15 protein-coding genes are annotated in these 20,075 nt (G+C 39.2%); 6 read left to right on the top strand and 9 right to left on the bottom strand.

The annotated features are described in order from the left end of the window. Positions 1-2 precede the first annotated feature (2 nt). The 5 genes from LQ201_RS03670 (at position 3) to LQ201_RS03650 (ending at position 9,710) form a co-directional block, all read left to right on the top strand. Positions 3-2,123, top strand: coding sequence for a bifunctional aldolase/short-chain dehydrogenase (locus LQ201_RS03670; RefSeq protein WP_230145396.1), 2,121 nt, complete (start codon positions 3-5; stop codon positions 2,121-2,123). A 230-nt stretch (positions 2,124-2,353) separates the two neighbouring features. Further along, entirely contained in the window at positions 2,354-3,634 is a 1,281-nt protein-coding gene (locus LQ201_RS03665) for a sugar isomerase (RefSeq protein WP_230145395.1), read from the top strand. A 15-nt stretch (positions 3,635-3,649) separates the two neighbouring features. Continuing rightward, complete coding sequence (locus tag LQ201_RS03660) at positions 3,650-5,035, top strand: FGGY-family carbohydrate kinase (protein ID WP_230145394.1); 1,386 nt, start codon at positions 3,650-3,652, stop codon at positions 5,033-5,035. 42 nt (positions 5,036-5,077) lie between these two features. Next, the gene (locus tag LQ201_RS03655; RefSeq protein WP_029277046.1) at positions 5,078-6,109 is read left to right on the top strand and encodes a GntR family transcriptional regulator; all 1,032 of its coding nucleotides are present in this window, start codon (positions 5,078-5,080) and stop codon (positions 6,107-6,109) included. Positions 6,110-6,323: 214 nt separating this feature from the next. Beyond that, positions 6,324-9,710 carry a DEAD/DEAH box helicase gene (locus LQ201_RS03650; protein ID WP_230145393.1) on the top strand — a complete coding sequence of 1,129 codons (3,387 nt, stop codon included), beginning with the start codon at positions 6,324-6,326 and terminating at the stop codon, positions 9,708-9,710. Positions 9,711-9,915: 205 nt separating this feature from the next. On the opposite strand, the gene LQ201_RS03645 is transcribed toward LQ201_RS03650, so the two are convergent. The 4 genes from LQ201_RS03645 to LQ201_RS03630 form a co-directional block, all read right to left on the bottom strand. Further along, positions 9,916-10,788 (bottom strand): SDR family oxidoreductase, encoded by an 873-nt coding sequence (locus LQ201_RS03645; RefSeq protein ID WP_230146601.1) that lies wholly within the window; start codon positions 10,786-10,788, stop codon positions 9,916-9,918. Next, complete coding sequence (locus LQ201_RS03640) at positions 10,785-11,717, bottom strand: NAD-dependent epimerase/dehydratase family protein (RefSeq protein ID WP_230145391.1); 933 nt, start codon at positions 11,715-11,717, stop codon at positions 10,785-10,787. The genes LQ201_RS03645 and LQ201_RS03640 overlap by 4 nt, the downstream gene beginning before the upstream one ends. Positions 11,718-11,850: 133 nt before the next feature. Beyond that, positions 11,851-12,396 (bottom strand): Crp/Fnr family transcriptional regulator, encoded by a 546-nt coding sequence (locus tag LQ201_RS03635; RefSeq protein WP_230145390.1) that lies wholly within the window; start codon positions 12,394-12,396, stop codon positions 11,851-11,853. 48 nt (positions 12,397-12,444) lie between these two features. After that, on the bottom strand, positions 12,445-13,026 hold the full coding sequence (locus tag LQ201_RS03630) for a thymidine kinase (RefSeq protein WP_051691820.1): 582 nt from the start codon (positions 13,024-13,026) through the stop codon (positions 12,445-12,447). Positions 13,027-13,149: 123 nt separating this feature from the next. Between LQ201_RS03630 and LQ201_RS03625 the strand changes: the two genes are divergently transcribed. Then, positions 13,150-14,340 carry a hypothetical protein gene (locus LQ201_RS03625; protein WP_230145389.1) on the top strand — a complete coding sequence of 397 codons (1,191 nt, stop codon included), beginning with the start codon at positions 13,150-13,152 and terminating at the stop codon, positions 14,338-14,340. A gap of 250 nt (positions 14,341-14,590) precedes the next feature. Here LQ201_RS03625 and LQ201_RS03620 read toward each other — a convergent pair whose 3' ends face one another. From LQ201_RS03620 to mreC, 5 genes are all read right to left on the bottom strand, one after another. Then, positions 14,591-14,734 (bottom strand): hypothetical protein, encoded by a 144-nt coding sequence (locus tag LQ201_RS03620; protein WP_230145388.1) that lies wholly within the window; start codon positions 14,732-14,734, stop codon positions 14,591-14,593. 654 nt (positions 14,735-15,388) lie between these two features. Beyond that, entirely contained in the window at positions 15,389-16,651 is a 1,263-nt protein-coding gene (gene rodA / locus LQ201_RS03615; protein ID WP_230145387.1) for a rod shape-determining protein RodA, read from the bottom strand. A 1-nt stretch (position 16,652) separates the two neighbouring features. After that, positions 16,653-18,662 (bottom strand): penicillin-binding protein 2, encoded by a 2,010-nt coding sequence (mrdA, locus tag LQ201_RS03610; RefSeq protein ID WP_230145386.1) that lies wholly within the window; start codon positions 18,660-18,662, stop codon positions 16,653-16,655. Further along, positions 18,662-19,177 (bottom strand): hypothetical protein, encoded by a 516-nt coding sequence (locus tag LQ201_RS03605; RefSeq protein WP_029277298.1) that lies wholly within the window; start codon positions 19,175-19,177, stop codon positions 18,662-18,664. The genes mrdA and LQ201_RS03605 overlap by 1 nt, the downstream gene beginning before the upstream one ends. Continuing rightward, positions 19,170-20,009 carry a rod shape-determining protein MreC gene (mreC, locus tag LQ201_RS03600; RefSeq protein ID WP_230145385.1) on the bottom strand — a complete coding sequence of 280 codons (840 nt, stop codon included), beginning with the start codon at positions 20,007-20,009 and terminating at the stop codon, positions 19,170-19,172. The genes LQ201_RS03605 and mreC overlap by 8 nt, the downstream gene beginning before the upstream one ends. Between the last annotated feature and the right edge of the window lie 66 nt (positions 20,010-20,075).

The raw sequence follows: 20,075 nt of genomic DNA, 5'->3' as shown, positions 1-20,075 counted from the left end.
GAATGTCAATCGATACGAAAAGTTATAAGCACGTAAGCTATTTGTGGGATGAAGAGGAAGCCGCAAAACTTGCTGGTGATGAAGTTGCCCTCTTAATTTATCGCTCAAATTTATTGGGTGCAGATTTACGCTTAACCAATTATGGAGGTGGAAATACCTCGTGTAAAGTATTGGAAAAAGATCCGCTTACCGGCCTAGAAACCGAAGTAATGTGGGTAAAAGGTTCAGGTGGCGATTTAGGTACCTTAAAGAAAAGTGGTCTTGCAGCATTATATGTTGATCGTTTGCGTAGTCTGAAAAATATTTACCGTGGTGTAGAACACGAAGATGAAATGGTTGAACTTTTTAACCACTGTATTTTCGATTTAAGCTCTAAAGCGCCATCAATCGATACCCCTTTGCATGGTTTTCTGCCGTTTGCGCATATCGATCACTTGCATCCAGATGCGGCCATCGCCATCGCAGCGGCTAAAGACGGTAAAAAAATTACCGAAGAATTATTTGGCGGAACGATAGGCTGGGTTGAATGGAAAAAACCTGGTTTCGAACTGGGCCTGCAATTAAAACAATGTTTAGATGAAAATCCAGGCATCCGTGGCATTATGTTGGGCTCACACGGTTTGTTTACCTGGGGTGATACGGCTTATGAAAGTTACCTGAATACCTTAGAAGTTATCGAAATCTGTTCTGATTACCTTAACCAGAACTATGGTAAAAAAGGGCCTGTTTTTGGAGGACAAAAGATTGAAAGTGCCGCAGCAGATCAGCGGAAACAACAAGCGGCTGCTTTAGCACCTGTTTTGCGTGGCTTATGTTCTTCTAAACAGCATATGATCGGTCATTTTACCGACGACAGCCGTGTTTTAGAATTCATCAATTCTAACGATCTTGATCGCCTTGCACCAATGGGCACAAGCTGTCCTGATCACTTTTTACGCACCAAAATCAGTCCGCTGGTTTTAACTTTAGCAAGCGATGCCGATTTGTCGGATGTTAAAGCACTAAAAGAAACATTGGAGCCAGCTTTCGAGGCATATAGGGCAATGTACACGGCTTATTACGAAGCCTGTAAACATCCAAACAGTCCTGCCATTCGCGATACTAATCCGGTTGTTATTTTATATCCTGGAATCGGAATGTTTACCTTCTCTAAAGATAAACAAACAGCAAGGGTTGCTGCAGAATTCTATATCAATGCCATTAACGTAATGAAAGGTGCTGAGGCCGTTTCAGAATATACTTCATTACCGCACCAGGAAGCATTTAATATCGAATATTGGTTGTTGGAAGAAGCGAAGTTACAGCGTATGCCTAAGCCAAAACCTTTAACAGGTAAAATTGCTTTGATTACTGGTAGTGCAGGTGGTATAGGTAAAGCGATTGCTAAAAAGTTTGTTGCAGAAGGTGGCGTGGTGATTTTAAATGATATGAATGCCGAGCGTTTGGAAGAAGCAGGTAAGGAATTTGCAAGCCTGTATGGTAAAGATTCTTACAGTACCGCAATTTTAAATGTTACCAGCGAAGCAGATATTAAACAAGCTTTCGATTCGGCTGCTTTGGCTTTTGGTGGAGTCGATATTATTGTAAACAATGCAGGATTATCGATTTCTAAAACCATTGCTGATCATACCGAGAAGGATTGGGACTTATTATATGATGTTTTGGTAAAAGGTCAGTTTTTTATCACTCAGGCTGCAACAAATACGATGCAAAAGCAGAATATTGGTGGTGATATCATTAATATTGTAAGTAAGAACGCTTTGGTAAGCGGACCGAATAATGCCGGTTATGGTAGTGCAAAAGCTGCCCAGTTACATTTGAGCAGGTTAAATGCTGCAGAATTGGGAGCCGATAATATCCGTGTAAATGTGGTTAACCCTGATGCTGTAATCAGCGATAGTAATATCTGGGCAGGGGGTTGGGCAGAAGGCCGTGCAAAAGCTTACGGAATTACCGTTGCAGAACTACCGGCTTATTACGCGAAACGTACTTTGTTAAATCAGATTATATTACCAGATGATATTGCCAATGCTTGTTTCGCCTTTGTGGGTGGCTTGCTGCACAAATCAACCGGTAATGTTTTAAATGTTGATGGCGGAGTAGCCATGGCATTTGTGAGATAGCTAAATCCACGGTTTGTGTCTCCACAGATCAAAAGAAGATAAGATAAGTGGTCCGTGGAGACACGGACCACGGCAAAAAAAATCAGTTTTAGTAAGTTGTTTAATCGGTCTGTGCCTGGCACAGACCGAAATGACTTTAATTTTTTTATAATCGCCCCCGTTTGGAACGAGGATGAACGAGAACGGCGATTATATCGCCCCAACATTAACCTAATAAACCAAATATTCTCATGAATATCGAGCAGAACCAAATAGAAAAACATAACGACTCCCTTTTAACCTCGCATCAGCGCAAACTTTCATTTCTAAAAGAAGATTGGGCGCATGTTGATGTAGAAAGCGTAATCCAGAAACTGGTTGATTTTCAGATTGCCATTCCAAGCTGGGCTTTAGGTACAGGTGGAACACGTTTTGGCCGTTTTGCCATTACTGGCGGTGAACCACGTACCATTGAAGAAAAAATTGAAGACGTTGGTCTGCTTCATGCCCTTAATGGCGCAAGCGGAGCAATTTCGCTTCACATTCCATGGGATATCCCTCAAAATGCTGAAGCGTTAAAAACTTTGGCAGCTAGCTATGGTTTAAAATTCGATGCCATGAACTCGAATACCTTTCAAGATCAGAAAGGTTCTGCACATAGCTATAAATTTGGTTCGTTGCAGAATGTAAATAAAGACATCCGCAAACAGGCGATTGAGCATAATATAGAAGTAATTAAACATGGTATTGCGCTAGGATCTGATGCATTAACCGTTTGGTTAGCCGATGGTTCTTGTTTCCCCGGTCAGCTTAATTTCCGTAAAGCTTTCGAAAATACATTAGAAAGTCTGCAAGAAATCTATTCAGCACTGCCTGAAGATTGGAAAATGTTTGTGGAGTACAAAGCCTTCGAACCTAATTTTTATTCAACTACGGTTGGCGATTGGGGACAATCACTGTTATATGCGAGCAAACTGGGTAAAAAAGCTTATACTTTAGTTGATTTAGGTCACCATTTGCCTAATGCAAACATAGAGCAGATTGTTGCTTTATTGTTAATGGAAGGAAAACTGGGTGGTTTCCACTTTAATGATTCTAAATACGGCGATGATGATTTAACTGCCGGAAGCATTAAACCTTACCAGTTGTTCTTAATTTTTAACGAGCTGGTAGAAGGCATGGATGCAAAGGGCATGAACCATGCAAAAGATTTAGGTTGGATGATCGATGCTTCACACAATGTGAAAGACCCGCTAGAAGATTTATTACAATCAGTGGAAGCGATTATGATTGCTTATGCACAAGCCTTATTGGTTGATAGAAAAGCATTAAACGAAGCGCAGAACAACAACGATGTAGCAAAAGCACAGGAAATTTTACAGCATACTTTTCGGAGCGATTTAAGGGCTTTGGTAGCCGAAGCCAGGTTAAGGGCTGGAGCAGCTTTATCACCAATCGCTTTATATCGCGGTTTAGAAGTTAGAACTAAGTTAGTTAATCACCGCGGAAATACTGTTGCCACAGGTTTGTAAATAGAGAAATAGAAAATGCCTAAACCTGTTATTGCCATATTTGATGTTGGAAAAACGAACAAAAAACTGTTTCTGATTGATGAAAACTACAGTATTGTTTACGAACGGTCTGCACGTTTTGTAGAAACAGTTGATGAAGATGGCGAACCATGCGAAAATCTCGAAAGCCTGCGTTCATCAGTTTACGATTCCCTGCATCAGGTTTTGCAGTTAAAAGAGTTCGATGTTAGGGCTATAAACTTTTCTACTTATGGTGCCAGTTTTGTCTATCTTGATGAAAATGGCGATCCCCTAACACCACTTTATAACTATTTAAAAGAATACCCAGAGGAGCTTAAAACAGCTTTTTATACAAAATACGGAGGTGAGGAGAAGATTTCGTTAGAAACGGCCTCACCAATTTTGGGCAGCTTAAATTCAGGGATGCAATTGTATCGCCTGAAAAATGAAAAGCCTGAAATATTTAAAAAAGTAAAGTGGGCTTTACACCTGCCCCAATATTTAAGTTATTTAATTACGGGTAAAGCCGTGGCCGATATTACCAGTATAGGCTGTCATACCCAGCTTTGGGATTTCAATAAAAGTGAATACCATACTTGGGTTACTGCCGAGAAAATCGATGAGAAATTTGGTTCATTTACCCCTGCAGATTCCAGCCTGAAAACTAGTTTTGAAGGGAATGACATAAAAGTTGGAGTTGGCCTGCATGATAGTTCTGCAGCACTGATTCCTTACCTGGCCAATTTTAACACACCATTTGTACTCATCTCAACCGGAACATGGTGTATCAGTTTAAACCCTTTTAACCAGGAACCTTTAACTGCGGAAGAACTTAAACAGGATTGTCTGTGTTACATGCACTTTAAAGGCAAAGCGGTAAAGGCTTCGCGTATTTTTGCTGGTTATGAGCATGAAGTACAGCTTAAGCGTATAGCAGAACATTTCGATCGTGCCGCCTATCTGTTTAAACATTTGAAGTTTAATCCTTCAATGATTTTGAAACTGGCCAATAAAATTCCTGAAAACCAACAGGAGCAACAGGGCTTTTCAGCAAATTCTGCTTTCCCGGAGCGTGATCTGAACCTCTTTCAAACGGCAGAAGAAGCCTATCACCAATTAATTTTTGATCTGATCAAACAGCAGATTTACTCGTTAAAGCTGATTTTAAATGCAGGTGTGAAAAGGATTTTTGTAGATGGTGGTTTCGGTAAAAATGCAATTTATATGCATCTTTTGGCTACTTCTATTCCAGATATTGAGGTTTATGCATCTTCAGTTTCGCAGGCTACGGCGATAGGAACGGCCTTAGCAATAAATGATGCCTGGAACGAAAACCCTGCACCAACGGATATGATCCAGTTAAAATACTATTCTGCCATACAACGTACACTAGATTTTTAGGAATTTCCTTATATTAGAATTTCCTATATCAATATAACCATTTTGAAACCAGAAGATTTAATCCCCTACATTAACGTCGATGAGTACTCGTCGACGCCAAAATACAAGCAGTTAACCAATGCTATTTTGGCCGCAATTGAAAGTGGTAAACTTCTGAAAAATAGTTTATTGCCGTCTATTAATGAACTGAGCTTCAGTTTGGAAATGTCGAGAGATACTGCCGAAAAAGGTTACCGCAACCTCCGGAAACTTGGGGTTGTAGATTCTGTGCCGGGAAAGGGCTATTTTATTATCAATACCGATTTCTCGCGTAAACTAAAGGTCTGTCTGCTTTTTAATAAACTCAGTACGCACAAAAAGATCATTTACGATTCGTTTACAAAAACATTGGGTGAGCGTGCTGCGATAGATTTTTATATCTACAACAACGATTTCGCACTGTTTAAAAAAATGATCGTTACCAAACGCGATGATTATTCGCACTTTGTAATCATTCCTCATTTTTTAGAAGGAGGCGAAAATGCACACGAAATTATCAATACCATTCCAAAAGAAAAACTAGTTATCCTTGATAAATTGTTGCCAGGAGTAACTGGCGATTATGCTGCGGCTTATGAAAACTTTGCACAGGATATTTATGCGGCTTTAGAACAGGCGTTAGACCGGCTTTCCCATTACCGAACCTTAAAAATTATCTTCCCAAAGAACAGCTATTTTCCGCACGAGATTCTAACCGGTTTTTATAGGTTCTGCCAGCAATATGCTTTCGATCATAAAGTAATTCATAACATTAAAGACGAAGAAATTAATCCTGGGGAGGTGTACATTAACCTGATGGAAGACGATCTGGTGATGCTCATTGAGCGTTTAATTGCCCAAAAACTTAAAATCGGGAAAGATGTTGGTGTAATTTCTTATAACGAAACACCTTTAAAAAAGATTATTTTGGATGGGATTACCACCATTTCAACTGATTTTAGCGAACTGGGCGCTCAAGCTGCCGAATTTATTCTCAACGGAAAAACTGAAAAGATAGCAGTGCCTTTTTACTTGAACCTGCGTAAGTCGCTTTAAAATAGGAGACCCGTCATTTCGATCGCAGCCGAAAAATCTATTATTACAGCTCATAGATCTCTCCATTTCGCTGTGCTCCAGTCGAGATGACGACACTACAATGGAACTCATCGATATTAACGTTTTCTTAATTAATTGTGCATAAAAACCTAAAAAGAGGTTTTAGCTAAAACTTATTAATGATTACTTTTATCACTTAGCTATTTTAGTTTAAATGAGTGAACAGGTAACCGCGCATCTAGTATCAGAACAAAATCCTTACGATTATATTTTGACAGATTTTAACCTGAAAAATCTGAGCCAGATTGTTATCCTCAAACATTTAAGCGGATTGATCCATACTGATGTTAAAGGCTTTTACCAGCTTTTCCCTGAACAGATTGAAATCGATTTTGCAGCCTTTAGCGATGAGGCCTCTGGATTACCCTTCCCAATTGTTCAGGTGCAGCAGCACTCAAACTCCGTAAAACTTTCTTGTCGTTGTGCTACACCAAAACATAAATTGTGTGAGCATCAGGCAAGGGTTTTATACAATATTCTTCAGCGTCAGGATCTGCTTATTTTCTTCGATGCTAACCTTCGGAAGCAAAAACTTTTAAAAATTGCAATTGACTATGGTTTAGAAAAAGAAGAAAACCTCGATCTTCTTTTTAACGTGAAATATGAAAATGGTCAGCTAGATATCCGTCCAAAAATGGATGCCCTTCAGCCATTCAATAAAGAAGCACAACAAAATTTGCAGGAACTTTTACTTCCGGCAAATAAATCCAAAATAAAAGTACAAGCTAAAAAAGATCAGGGTAAAATGATCCTGGTTTTTGGGCAACACCGCTATTACAATAATTTAACTGTAGAATTATTTGAAGCCGAAACCACTAAAAGTGGCAAGGTTAAAAATCCTATAAAAGGAATCAATCCAGCTGATTTGCTTTTTAAAACAGATGATAACGATCAGGTAAAGTTTTATAGTGGCATTACCACTTTTCAACAGAATTACAATAGCGATCAAAGTGAGGCGGAGATCGAAGCCTTAAAAGCAATCGTTAAAAACCCTGAACAGATCCCTTTTTACCTGCAGGATAGTAAGCAGTCTGTCGCTATTCAAGCGTCGACCATTACAGCAGTTGATGTTCATTTATTAGAAGTAGACCTGCGTCTTTCTGTAAACCAACGCGATGATTATTATGAAATTACAGGCCGGTTGATCATCGAAGGCAAATCTTACGAGTTGGATAACCTGGTATTGGTACACCAATATTTTGTTAAACTTAACAATCAACTTTATTTAATTGGCAGACTCGATTTTCTACGCGTAATTGGGTTTTTTAAAAAGCAGAGCAACAGATTAATCCTGCATAAAACAAAATATCCTGAGTTCCAAAAGGTTATTTTGGTGCCTTTAGAGGGCAGTATCCATGTAGATTATTCTTATTTAAAACCTGCTACCAAAAGCCAGATCGAAGAAAAAGGTTTTGATCTTGAAAACGAGCAATTGATCTACCTCTCAGAATCTGAAGATTATATTCTCCTCACGCCGGTAATGCGCTATGGGAATTTAGAAATACCTGTATTGTCTAAAAAACAGATCCAGGCGCAGGATAAATTGGGCAACCTGTTCACCTTGCACCGTGATGAAAAGGCAGAACTGCAGTTTATTGGAAACGTGCTGAAACAGCATCCTTATTTCTACGATCAGGAAACCAACGATTCTTTTTACCTGCACCGCAAACGGTTCCTGGAAGAGGCCTGGTTTCTAGAAGCTTTTGAAGTATGGCGGAACAAAGGCATTCATATTTTAGGCTTCAACCAACTTAAAAACAATAAACTGAGCGCATTTCAGGCTAAAATTAATATTGAGGTTTTAAGTGGAACAGATTGGTTCGAAACCAAGGTAAAAGTAAAGTTTGGCAAACAACAGGTTGCGCTGAAGCATCTGCATAAATCGATCAGGAACAAAAGTAAGTTTGTAACGCTTGATGATGGAACACAAGGCATCCTGCCACATGAATGGATCGAAAAATTTGCTGCTTATTTTAATGCAGGTGAAGTAACCGAAGATGCCATCCTTACGCCAAAAATTAAGTTTGCTTCTATAAACGAACTTTATGAAGATGCTTTGTTAGATGGTGATGTAAAGAACGAATTGAAACTTTACAAACAGAAATTTGAAGGGACTGATTCGATTCAGGAAGTGGAAGTACCAAAAGGTTTAACAGCAACGTTACGCCATTACCAGAAAGACGGCCTAAACTGGCTCAATTTTTTGGATGATTTTAACTTTGGTTCTTGTTTGGCCGATGATATGGGATTGGGTAAAACCATCCAGGTTTTGGCTTTCATTTTATCACAGCGAGAAAAAGTAAAACACAATACAAATCTGGTGGTGGTTCCGGCGTCGTTAATATTTAACTGGAAGGCCGAGGTAGAGAAATTTGCACCATCTATAAAAGTAAAAACCATTTATGCTGGCGAACGCACCAAAACGACTGATACTTTCGATGACTATGAAATCATCTTAACCTCTTATGGAACGCTGCTTTCTGATATCCGTTTCTTAAAGGATTATCGCTTTAACTATATCTTTTTAGATGAATCGCAGCTGATCAAAAACCCAGATTCGCAACGTTATAAAGCGGTTCGGATGCTGCAATCGAGGAATAAAGTAACGATGACGGGAACGCCGATAGAGAACAATACCTTTGATTTGTATGGGCAGCTGTCATTCGCTTGCCCCGGTTTGTTTGGCAGTAAACAGCAGTTTGCCGATTTATATTCTACCCCTATCGATCAGTTTAAGGATAGCAGAAGGGCAGATGAACTTCAGCAAAAAATAAGACCGTTTATTCTGCGCAGAACAAAAGAACAGGTGGCAAAAGAACTTCCCGATAAAACGGAAATTGTACTGTACTGCGAAATGGGAGCTGAGCAGCGCGAAGTATACGAAGCGAACAAAAAGGAAATTCAGGATTTTATTCTGGGTAAACAGGAAGATGAACTGCCTAAAAGTTCGATGCATGTGCTGAAGAGTATAACCACCCTAAGGCAGATCTGCAATTCGGCCGCATTATTGGCTGATGGAAAATCTTATTTACAGGCATCATCAAAAATTGATATATTGATGGAGCAGATTGAAAGCAAGGCCGGAAAGCATAAAATCCTGGTTTTTTCTCAATTTGTAACCATGCTCGATCTGATTAAAAAGCAATTGGAAAACCGGGGCATTAAATACGAATACCTTACCGGGCAAACCCGTAAAAGAGCCGAAGTAGTTAGCTCATTTCAACAAAACGCCGATATTCCGGTTTTCCTGATCAGTTTAAAGGCTGGGGGTACCGGATTGAACCTTACCGAAGCCGATTATGTTTACCTGGTAGACCCTTGGTGGAACCCTGCTGTAGAAAACCAGGCCATAGACCGGGCATACCGGATTGGTCAGCATAAAAATGTAATGGCTGTGCGCTTAATCTGCCCTGATACCATTGAAGAGAAAATTATGAAACTTCAGGCCACGAAAAAAGATCTGGTTAAGGATCTGATCCAAACGGATGGAAGTTTATTCAAGAATTTAACCAAGAAAGAATTATTGGGATTGTTGAGTTAAATTAATCCATGTTGTAAACAAAGAGATCAACGCGGATTTCAAAAATCGGTCGTCATTCCCACGCAGGTGGGAATCTTAAAGCTTATTGCATTACGATTATTCATAAGCTTTTCTCTCTTCAAGGGCATTCATGAGCACTACGTGGTTCCCAATCAAGTTGGGAATGACGCTGCGACTTATAAATGCACCTCCGTTAAGGTGAACATTAAATCCCAACCTCAAAGGTATAACTCAAAAACCGAGGTACATTAATACTCTCAATAATTTTCCAATCTTTCTTTTCTGCAATAAAATCAGGTATGGCAAGCCCTGTGGTTTTGGCTGCATTGGCATAGAAATCCATTTTTGCAGGATGGTTTGGCGAGCAGGCATTGTACGTTCTGCCGAATGCCTGTTTTTCTAAAAGTTTAACTGCAATCCCTACAGCATCTGTTTGGTGAATTAAGTTTACGGGAGCTAAACCATTCGGCACATTACTTTTTCCGGCAAAAAATCTCCCAGGGTTACGGTCGGGGCCAATTAAGCCTGCAAAGCGGATCACTGTGCAGTTTTCGGGAAATAGTTCTTTAAATCGGATTTCTGCAGCTAAAACGACTCTTCCTGAATCCGTATCAGGATGTGTCTCGCTGGTTTCATTTACTGTTTTGTTTTCATCAGCATAAACACTCGTCGAACTGATCAATACCACATGCTTCGATTGATCTTTCGCTGCAGCCAAAATTGAATCTATTTTTTGGGGATAATCAAGAAGTTCAGTCGAATTACGCTTTGGAGGTATACAGATAAACAAGGTATCAGCCTCAAAAAAAGCTGGGTCGGCTACAACCGCTTCTGCCGTAAAGTTGACTAAAAACGGCTGTATATTTTCGGCCTGAAGTATTGCTAGTTTCTCCTGACTTGTAGTAGAACCCTTAACGATATAATTTAACCCGGTCAGTTTTTTGGCTAAAGCCAGCCCGAACCAACCGCAACCTAAAATAGATATGGTTTTAATGTTGTTTTTACCTGTTGTATTATCTTGAATCATTTGCGCTAAAGATAAATAGTTGGCTTTATAATTTGCCCTGATTCTTGTCAATTCTGCTTTTTATACATTGTTTTTGATAATTTTAAAATGCCATCATAATAAGCAGTAGGCTTAAAGTTAAATGCCTTTTCAAATTTGGTAGAATCGAAATGATAATCATGATCATACTGGTAGTACATTTCTACAGTACCCGCAACTACCTTTTTAAATAGACCTACTAAACGTAGCATCAGTTTATTAATGGTCGAATATTGAGGTTTGGTTTCATAAATTTTTGCAGCCATTTCTATAAAATCTTTCCCTTTTAAAGGAGCTGCGGTGGGCAGGTGCCATATCTGGTTGCCAGAATCGGGTGTTTGTCCTAACAAAAATAAAGCTTTTCCAGCATCTTCAATGTAAGTAAAACTGTGTAGTGTATTTGGGTCTCCTATCCATTGAGCGCTATTTTTTTTGGCAAACTTATCGAGTACCATCATATCAAAAAAGCTGTTCATCGAATCTGCTCCATAAAAATCTGCAGCACGGGCAATGGTTACATTTATTTTACCCGCTTTCGATTCGCTCATTAATTGTTCGGCTACCTTTGTCCTTACTTCTCCTTTTAAGCTACAGGGATGGTAAGGCGTATCTTCTGTCATTGGGCCATTTACCAGGCCATACATATAAACATTATCAAAAAATATTAGCCTTGCACCAGTACGTTTGGTTAAGTTAATTACATTCTGAATAATTACCGGCCATTGTTCTTGCCATACTTTGGCATCGTAAACCAAACCGGCGCATAGGTATATTATTTTCGAACCTTCTGCTGCTGTGAAAAGTTCAGTTTCGTTTAATAAATCAGCCTTAACCCAGCTTACATTTGGGTTGTTTGTAGAAATTGGTTTTCGGCTAACCAATCTAATGGTTTCGTTAGTATCGGTTAATTCTCTGGTTAATGCGTTTGCTGTTGGTCCGCCGGCGCCTATTATAGTGTGCATATCTTCGTTTTTGATTAGTTCAAAGTTATGCGGCATTGAACCCTAAAAACGTTAACAAAAGATAAGGTTTAAATTTAATCCTTTAAAATGAGTGTGCGTTTACGGATACGCGAGAGTGAAACAGGGGTAATACCTAAAAAATTGGCGATATAGTGTTGGGGAACACGCTGAAAAATATCTTTTGCAGTTTTTTCAAGTGCAGTATAACGCTCTTCGGGGCTTTGCGAACAAAAGCATTAAGACGGTCTTCAAAACAGCAGATGTAATATTCAGCAACCAAACGGCCAAACCGTTCCATTTTCAGCCCCAGCACAGGGTGGTTTAACATTTTCTGAAGATCGGCGTAAGCAATAAGAACAAGTCGGGTTTCCTCCAAGGCCTGAATAAAGTTTGTACTCGGTACTCTTTTTACAAAACTTTTATAGGCACTTACCAGCTCATTTTCAAAACAAAAATAACCGGTAATTTCTTGTCCGTCTTTAACATGATAATGCCTTACGGCACCCTGAATAATAAAGGCAATATAATCACATACTTTTCCTTCAACTACAAAATGTTCCTTTTTCTTTAGGGTAGAAAAACTCAGGTACTGAATTAAGATTTCCCATTCTTTTTCTTCGAAAGTTACGAATTTTGCTAAACCGGTTCTAAAAGCATTGATTTTAAATTGTTTATCCATATCAATATTTAAGTGCAACTTAAAGGTACACATTAATCAAGAATGGTGTTATCCCTTGCCGAGATTATAGCAAGCCCTGCATCGTGGCTCATAACTTTCCTTTTCACCTAATAAAACGGTAGCTTCATCAGCAACTGTACGGTAACTGTATAGGGCAGGGTTTCCACAACAAACACAAACGGCATTTACTTTGGTAACATGTTCGGCAATGGCCATTAAAGCAGGCATCGGACCAAAGGGTTTGCCTGTAAAATCCATATCCAGGCCCGCAACAATAACCCGTATACCTTTAAGGGCAAGTTTATTGCAAACATCAGGAAGTTCATCATCAAAAAACTGAGCTTCATCTATCCCAACCACCTGTGTATTGGTGCCGAGCAGTAAAATGGCAGAAGCGCTATCAACCGGGGTAGAGTTTATCGAGTTTAAATCGTGCGAAACCACAGCAGTTTCATGGTAGCGGGTATCGGTACGGGGTTTAAAAATTTCGACGTTCAACTTAGCAATCTGGGCTCTTTTTAACCTGCGGATCAGTTCTTCCGTTTTACCAGAAAACATAGAGCCACATACCACCTCTATACTTCCGGAAAATTCGCCCCTTCTTCTAAAATTTTGTTCGCTAAATAACATGCCTCTTTTTTTATTCCCCTATGTCCGTTCTATAATTTTTAAACCGAACAAATATGAGAATTATGTGTTATTTTTGAACACATAGTTACCAACATAAATCGACTAAAAATTCGTTTTAATTTTATGATGAACCAACAGGATATTTTCAGAAAGATCGGCAGCATTTTAACAGAATTAAATGAGCAATATCAGTTTTTAGCTCAAAACCCTCAGCAATTAAACGATTTGGAGCTGGAGCTTTTTCTGGCCAATGCCCATTTCCTTTCTGATCATGTGAATATCGTCAAAAAATTAAATACCATAGTGGAAGATAAGCCTGCCGAGCCTGGAAATCATGCTTTATTGGCCGAACAAAATACCATTATCCTGCCCGAAGTTGAAAAAAGTTATGTAGAAGACGATGAGTGTTTCGATCCTCAGGAACTGGAAGAAGTGGCTACTGCCCAGGAAGAAGAAGAACGTGTGGATGTGAAGCCCAAACAGGAAATGCTGGATGATGAAATTATTGAACAAGAAAAAGCCTCATCACTTTTGAATAAAGATTTCTTTAAGCCAGACCAGGATGACCATACTTTTGAATTTGTATTGGATACACACGATGAAAACGACCAGTTCGATTATGAAGCGAAATCTGTTGAAGAAATTTTCGATCGTCCTTTGAGCAAAGAAGAAGCAGAAATTTTAGCACGTAAAAAAATAATTCACGAAAAGGAAGAAACTTTATCTGTTCAGGAAGAGCCTGTACCAACTGAAGATGATGAAATTGGCCCTGAACCTTTTTTAATTCCACAGGAAGAAGAGGAAGAGCCTTTAGTAATTGCCGAAGAAGAACCTCTTGCGGCTGTTAAAGAAGTGGAACCGGTTGCTGTGCAGAGTGAGCCTATTGAGGCACTGAAAGATGTGAAACTAGATGATTCCATTATTTCGCCGCCTGTTGAACAGGAGCGCCCCTTGTTTAGGCCTGAAGCAGTTCCGGTAAAACCATCTCCACAGCCTGAAGCGGCTAAACCTGCACCAAGTTTAAATGATCTGCTTGCCAAAACAAATGGTAAAAGTGATGAGCCTGTTAAAGCACCTATCGCCGATTTAAAGCAGGCGATTAGTTTAAACGAAAAGTTACTTTTTATCAAAGATCTTTTTAATGGGTATAATCTGGCCTATTCGGAAGTAATTGATATCATAAATAAGATGAGCAGTTTCGAAGCGGCAGATAGCTACCTGCAAAATAATTATGCGGCGAAAAATAACTGGGCCAATAAACAGGCTACTGTTGATCAGTTTTACGAGTTGTTGAACCGAAGATTTAGCAAGTAGAAGCGATAAGCTTAAGGCGTTTGGGGATGGCGAATGGTGTTACCTCGCGCGTCGTCATACAGATCCGATAGCTATTGGATTTGTATCAGTATATCATGTGTCATCATCGTTTGTCACAAAATGATTCCTTTGGAATAACAAGGATTTATGAAATTTGCATTTGCAATGCCATATATAGATTTCTTAGAGCTTGAAATAATTATCATTGATGTTGTTTTGCAAATCATTATTAATCAGTATTTTAGTTATTTTAGAATTTCCATCCAGCTGGGCCATAGTACGGAATCCCCGTTCTACTTAAATCCGGCCTAACAAATTTTTCGGGCTGCACTATCCTGCCCACACAACTGTCCTCAAAAGAAAAATTTTCTGCCGGCATTTTTTGTTTTTTCATGGGCTTTTATGTTTTCAACGGCAATCAAGCTAGCTACGCTGGTCTTTTTGATGCCAAAAAGAAAGAGCCCTTCGGCGGCGGCGAGCCGAGGCAAGCCCCTGGTGTATGGAAAAAGAAAACAATTATACGTCACTCATATCGATTTATAAAATAGATTAACCCTCAGGATGACGCATCTCTCTTGATATATCAACTCTAGCTTAAGAACCGTGATCATAGAAAACCCATTCTAATTTGTAAATCATTAGGAAATGATTGTTCAGCATTTCATTGGTGCTGTAGTCCCACCCCCACTTCAATCTTTTTGTAAATTTACTTTTAATGGAAAACATGATTTTTCCAAAAAGGATTTCCGTTAAGTTGGGTTTATTAACACAAAACTTAGCACAGAACTGCCCACCTAAACCCGATAAAAGCGAGCACGAAGCCCGATTTAAGCATTGCTGGTTATTGTTTTTTGGTATGCTTGCTTGTTTCACAGGTTTTATCGGGAGAAGTAAAGCGGTTAGCGGGAATACACATTGATTTTAGCAGAACTTTTGCTTTCCAATAAATAGATTTTCGGCCTTAACGTATCCTGGAGATTTCTTTTGCTTTGGAATGACGAATTCATTTTAGTATATCGACTCCAGACTAAGGACTTCCGACTTAGGACTAAATAAATCCCATCCGGTTAGAGTCCAGCTTTAAAAAGATGAACAGTAAGATCGTAAAACTCCATAAAGATGAACCACCATAACTAATTAAGGGTAGGGGAATCCCAATTACGGGAATAATACCAATCGTCATCCCGATATTAATAAAAACGTGAAAAAAGAGGATACAGGCTACGCTATAGCCATACACCCTGGAGAATGTGGATCGTTGCCTTTCTGCTAAATTAACCAATCGGAGTAGCAGGAACATATACAGACCTATCACAACAGAACAGCCTATAAATCCCCATTCCTCACCAATGGTAGAGAAGATGAAATCGGTACTCTGCTCTGGTACATAACCATATTTGGTTTGTGTGCCCTGTAAAAATCCACGGCCGGTTGCCTGCCCTGAGCCGATGGCAATCTGCGATTGAATTACATTATAACCCGCACCTTTATTATCGGTTTTAAGCCCTAACATTAATTCGATACGGCTACGTTGGTGGGGCGCTAAAACTTTTTCGTAGGCAATTTTTATTAAAAAGAGATAGCCAATAGCGAAAACGGTTACCAAAACAGTAGAGAAGATTATTTTTTGTTTTCTTCTGTTGTTATAAATGAAAAGGCCAGCAATTGTGGTAATAATGATGATTAAGATATAGGTAGGTACCAGGAAATCGGCAATAAAGAGCACAATCATTCCCAAAAATATCAATAGAAAATAACCTGATAAACCTTCACGGTACAATGGAAACATAAATGCAAGAAACACCAATGCCGAACCCGTATCGGGCTGAAGCATAATTAACAATAGCGGTGCGCCCACAATTAATCCAGCAATCATGATTGATTTAACATCGCGGAATTTAGGGTTAAATGCACCTACATATCTCGCTAGGAGCAAGGCTGTGCCAAACTTGGCAAATTCGGCAGGTTGAAGTTTGAAAGAGCCTATTGCAATCCATGCCTGGTTCCCGGCCACTTTGTTGCCGATTACCAATACGGCCATTAACAACAACAGTGTGCCGCCATAAATAAAAGGCGAGAAGACATTGAAAAGCCTTCCATCAAACAATAAGATAGATAAGCCTAAAATTAAACCAGTGATGATATAAATTAGCTGTTTGCCGTAAAGTGTACTAAAACCAAACACAGCTGTTTGTTCTGGTGGAACAGAAGCATAAATATTAATGAAACCAATAGCGCATAAGGCAATATAGATTAAAACAGTAATCCAATCTACATTAAAGAAAAAACGGTTTCCCTGTTGCTGTTGCATTTTATTTCTGGATTACAGGTTTATCGGTTAAGGCTGTTTTTAATTCTTTAGGCTTTGTAGTAACCGTTTGTTTTATCGTTGCCGATTTAATTCTCAAACTATCTTTTATTCTTTTGGCTGAATCTGCTTTTTTAAGCAATAGACTGTCTGCTTTCGTTAATTTGATCTTTTTTGTTTTGTCGACTAGTAAAGGAAGTAGGTTTTGATTCTTCATCCACTCTACCTGAGCAGCTCTTCCACTGCTAACACTACCTTTCAAATATTTTTCGATCATGTAGCTGGCAATCGGCGCTGCATAAGTACTGCCATAACCCGCATTTTCTACAATTACAGCGATGGCAATTTTTGGATTATCGCGTGGCGCAAAGCCTATAAATACCGAGTGGTTTTTGCCATGTGGGTTTTGTACCGTTCCTGTTTTTCCGCAGAGTACTACATCTGGGATTCGAGATAGTATGGCGGTTCCCCAGCTGGTGTTTACGGCGTCCTGCATACCATCAATTACAGGTTCGAAATGTTTGGCGTCTACGCCTACATAATTTTTAACTACATATTCTTTTTTAACCAGATTTTTATCGCCTATACCTTTAATTAAGTGCGGTTTAATGTAATAACCACGGTTAGCAATAATAGCCATGGCATTTGCCATTTGTAATGGGGTAGCGGTAATCTCACCCTGACCAATAGCCTGCGAAATTACGTTGGTGTAACCCCATCTTTTGCCATAAATTTTATCATAGTGGTCAGCGGTATAAAAATAGCCTTTTCTTTCATAGGGCATATCAATGTCGAGCTTTGATCCGAAACCAAATTTGGCTACTTTATCGCGCCATTCCTGATAGGTTTGTCTTTGGTTTTTCATTCCGTTTTTGGTAATCAACTTTTGAAAAACATAACAAAAATAAGTATTGCAGGAACGGGCAATACCTCTTCTCAGCGAAATTGAACCATCAAAGTGTTCGCATTTAATTTTTCTATTTCCAGCCTGATAATAGTGCGGACAAAAGAATGTGGTATTGGGATCTATTACGCCTTCTTGTAATCCGATTAGCGCATCAACTGGTTTAAACGACGATCCTGGAGGATAGTAACCCATTATTGGTCTTACTAAAGATGGTCGATATGGATTACCCACAATAAATTCCATGTAATTGTTCCCCTGGTTTCTGCCAACCAATAGATTTGGATCATAGCCCGGACTGCTTACCAATGAAAGAATTTCTCCGGTAGCAGGCTCAATCGCTACAATTGCCCCAACCTTGTTCGTCATCAATTCTTCACCGAGTTTTTGAATCCTCATATCGATGCCTGAGATCAATCTTTCGCCCGAAACCGCGTTTACATCGTATTTGCCATCGGCATAACTTCCCTGTGGAGTATTGTGTGCATCGTATACCGTATTAATTACACCCTTTTCACCCCTTAAAGTTTCTTCATAAGAAAACTCTAAACCACTTTTACCCTTATAATCGCCAGGTTTGTAAAAGCCTTCAGATTTTTCGATATCGGTGGGGCTTACTTCTTTTACGTAGCCAAATAACTGTCCGCCAACACTATCTGGATAATGTCTGATGGTTCTGTCTTGTGTTCTAAAACCCGGAAAACGATAGAGGGTTTCCTGTAGTCGAGCATAACTTTGAACAGAAATCTGTTTGAGGAAAGGGGTAGCCTGATAACTCGATTTTCCCCTTGCTTTTTTAAGGTTTTTCCGAACATCCTCAAAAGTAATGTCTAAAGCCTGTGCAAGTGCCAAGGTATCAAAAGGTTTTACTTCATTTGGCGTAACCATTAAGTCGTACACAGGTTCATTTTGTACAATTACCTTCATGTTCCGGTCTAGAATGGCACCACGGGCAGGATATTTATAAATTTTGCGTAAAACATTACTTTCTGCTGAAACGAAAGCCGCATCGCTAATAATCTGGATATAAAATAACTTCCCCAATAAAATCAGGGCAATTGCAATAAACAATCCTTGAACGATATATTTTCGGTTAAATAATTGATCCATTAGCGTGGTGTTCTTCTATAGAATATAAACTCTACCAATAAAATAATAAGCAGTGTAAAGATACAACTTAAGCCGCATCTCATTAAGGTATAACCAATTTCGGTTAGCCTAAATGTTTCTAAAAAGAACAGCACCAGGTGGTGTGCAACAACGCAAAGAAAAGCATAAAGTGAAAACCATTGGAAACCCATATAACTTAACGATGGTTCTGGGTCGTCAATTGCGTCGCGGTTTAAACTTATCGATATAAAGGAAATCCTTACAAAAGCCAATACCACGCAGGCCGTAGCATGTACGCCCATGGTATCGTAAAAAGCATCGAGTGTTAAGCCTGTTCCAAAAGCCAATAAGTACAACAAAATATTGGGGATTCCGAATGGAAGCAGGAGCAAAAACAGCACATAGATAAACGGTGTGGAAAGATCATAAAAGCCCATGTTTTTGAGCAGGAAGATCTGCACAAAAAGGAGTAAAAACCACCTGATCACATTTACAATTATGATTCTACTATTCATTCGGTTTAACTAAGCTTTCCAAAGCCTTTTGCTCTTCGGCTTTTTTATCTTTAACCACATATACATACTGCAATGTGCTAAAATCTGTAAATAAATTTAATTCTCCTGATAAGAAATTATCATTGGTGGCTACATTAGGCTTGATAATTTTTCCAACCAAAATTCCGGCAGGAAATGACCCGTAACCTGAAGTAACAACACTATCGCCAACGTACATTTTAATATGGTTGGGCACCTCTTTAACAAATGCCTTTTTAATATCGAAATTTCCATCGCCCCAAACCAATGACCCAAGCGCATTGTTCTTTTTCAAGGTTACACTAATTTTAGTGTCTTTATGCAATAGCGATTGTATGGTTGCCAAATGTGCAGAAACATCGCGGATAAAGCCGACCACTCCGCGTTGAGGCGCAATAACAGCCATACCGCTTTTAATGCCGTCAACAGTACCCTTATTAATGGTCATTACGTTGTTGCGTAAAGTGATGGAATTTTTAACCACTTTGGCAGCCAAATAAGTGTATTGCTGATTGGTAACCGTATCTACCACTTTAACATATTTGGCCGTATCTACCGTAGTTAATGCCAATAATTGGCTTTTAAGCTTGGCATTCTCGGCTGCAAGGCTATCGTTAACCATACCCAGATTTAAATACCGTTTAAAAACATTTAACCTTTCGTATGCCGTACCTACTACTTCATTGCTTGAGTTTAAAGTTACGCTACGCTGATAGGAGTTGTTTTTCACCGTTAGATAGATCCCTACGATAAAAAAAATGATAAATAAGAAAAATGCGTTGTATCTGCTGATGAAAATCCAAAGGTTACGCATTTGAGTTTGGAGTTAAAAGATTGGAGTTGGGAGTTAAAAGTTTGGCGTATGAGTGGAAAACTCCAA

The organism is Pedobacter sp. Bi126, from assembly GCF_918698245.1.
Lineage (GTDB): Bacteria > Bacteroidota > Bacteroidia > Sphingobacteriales > Sphingobacteriaceae > Pedobacter.
The sequence above is the reverse complement of the archived record's forward strand: the minus strand, read 5'-3'. Positions and strand labels throughout refer to the sequence as shown.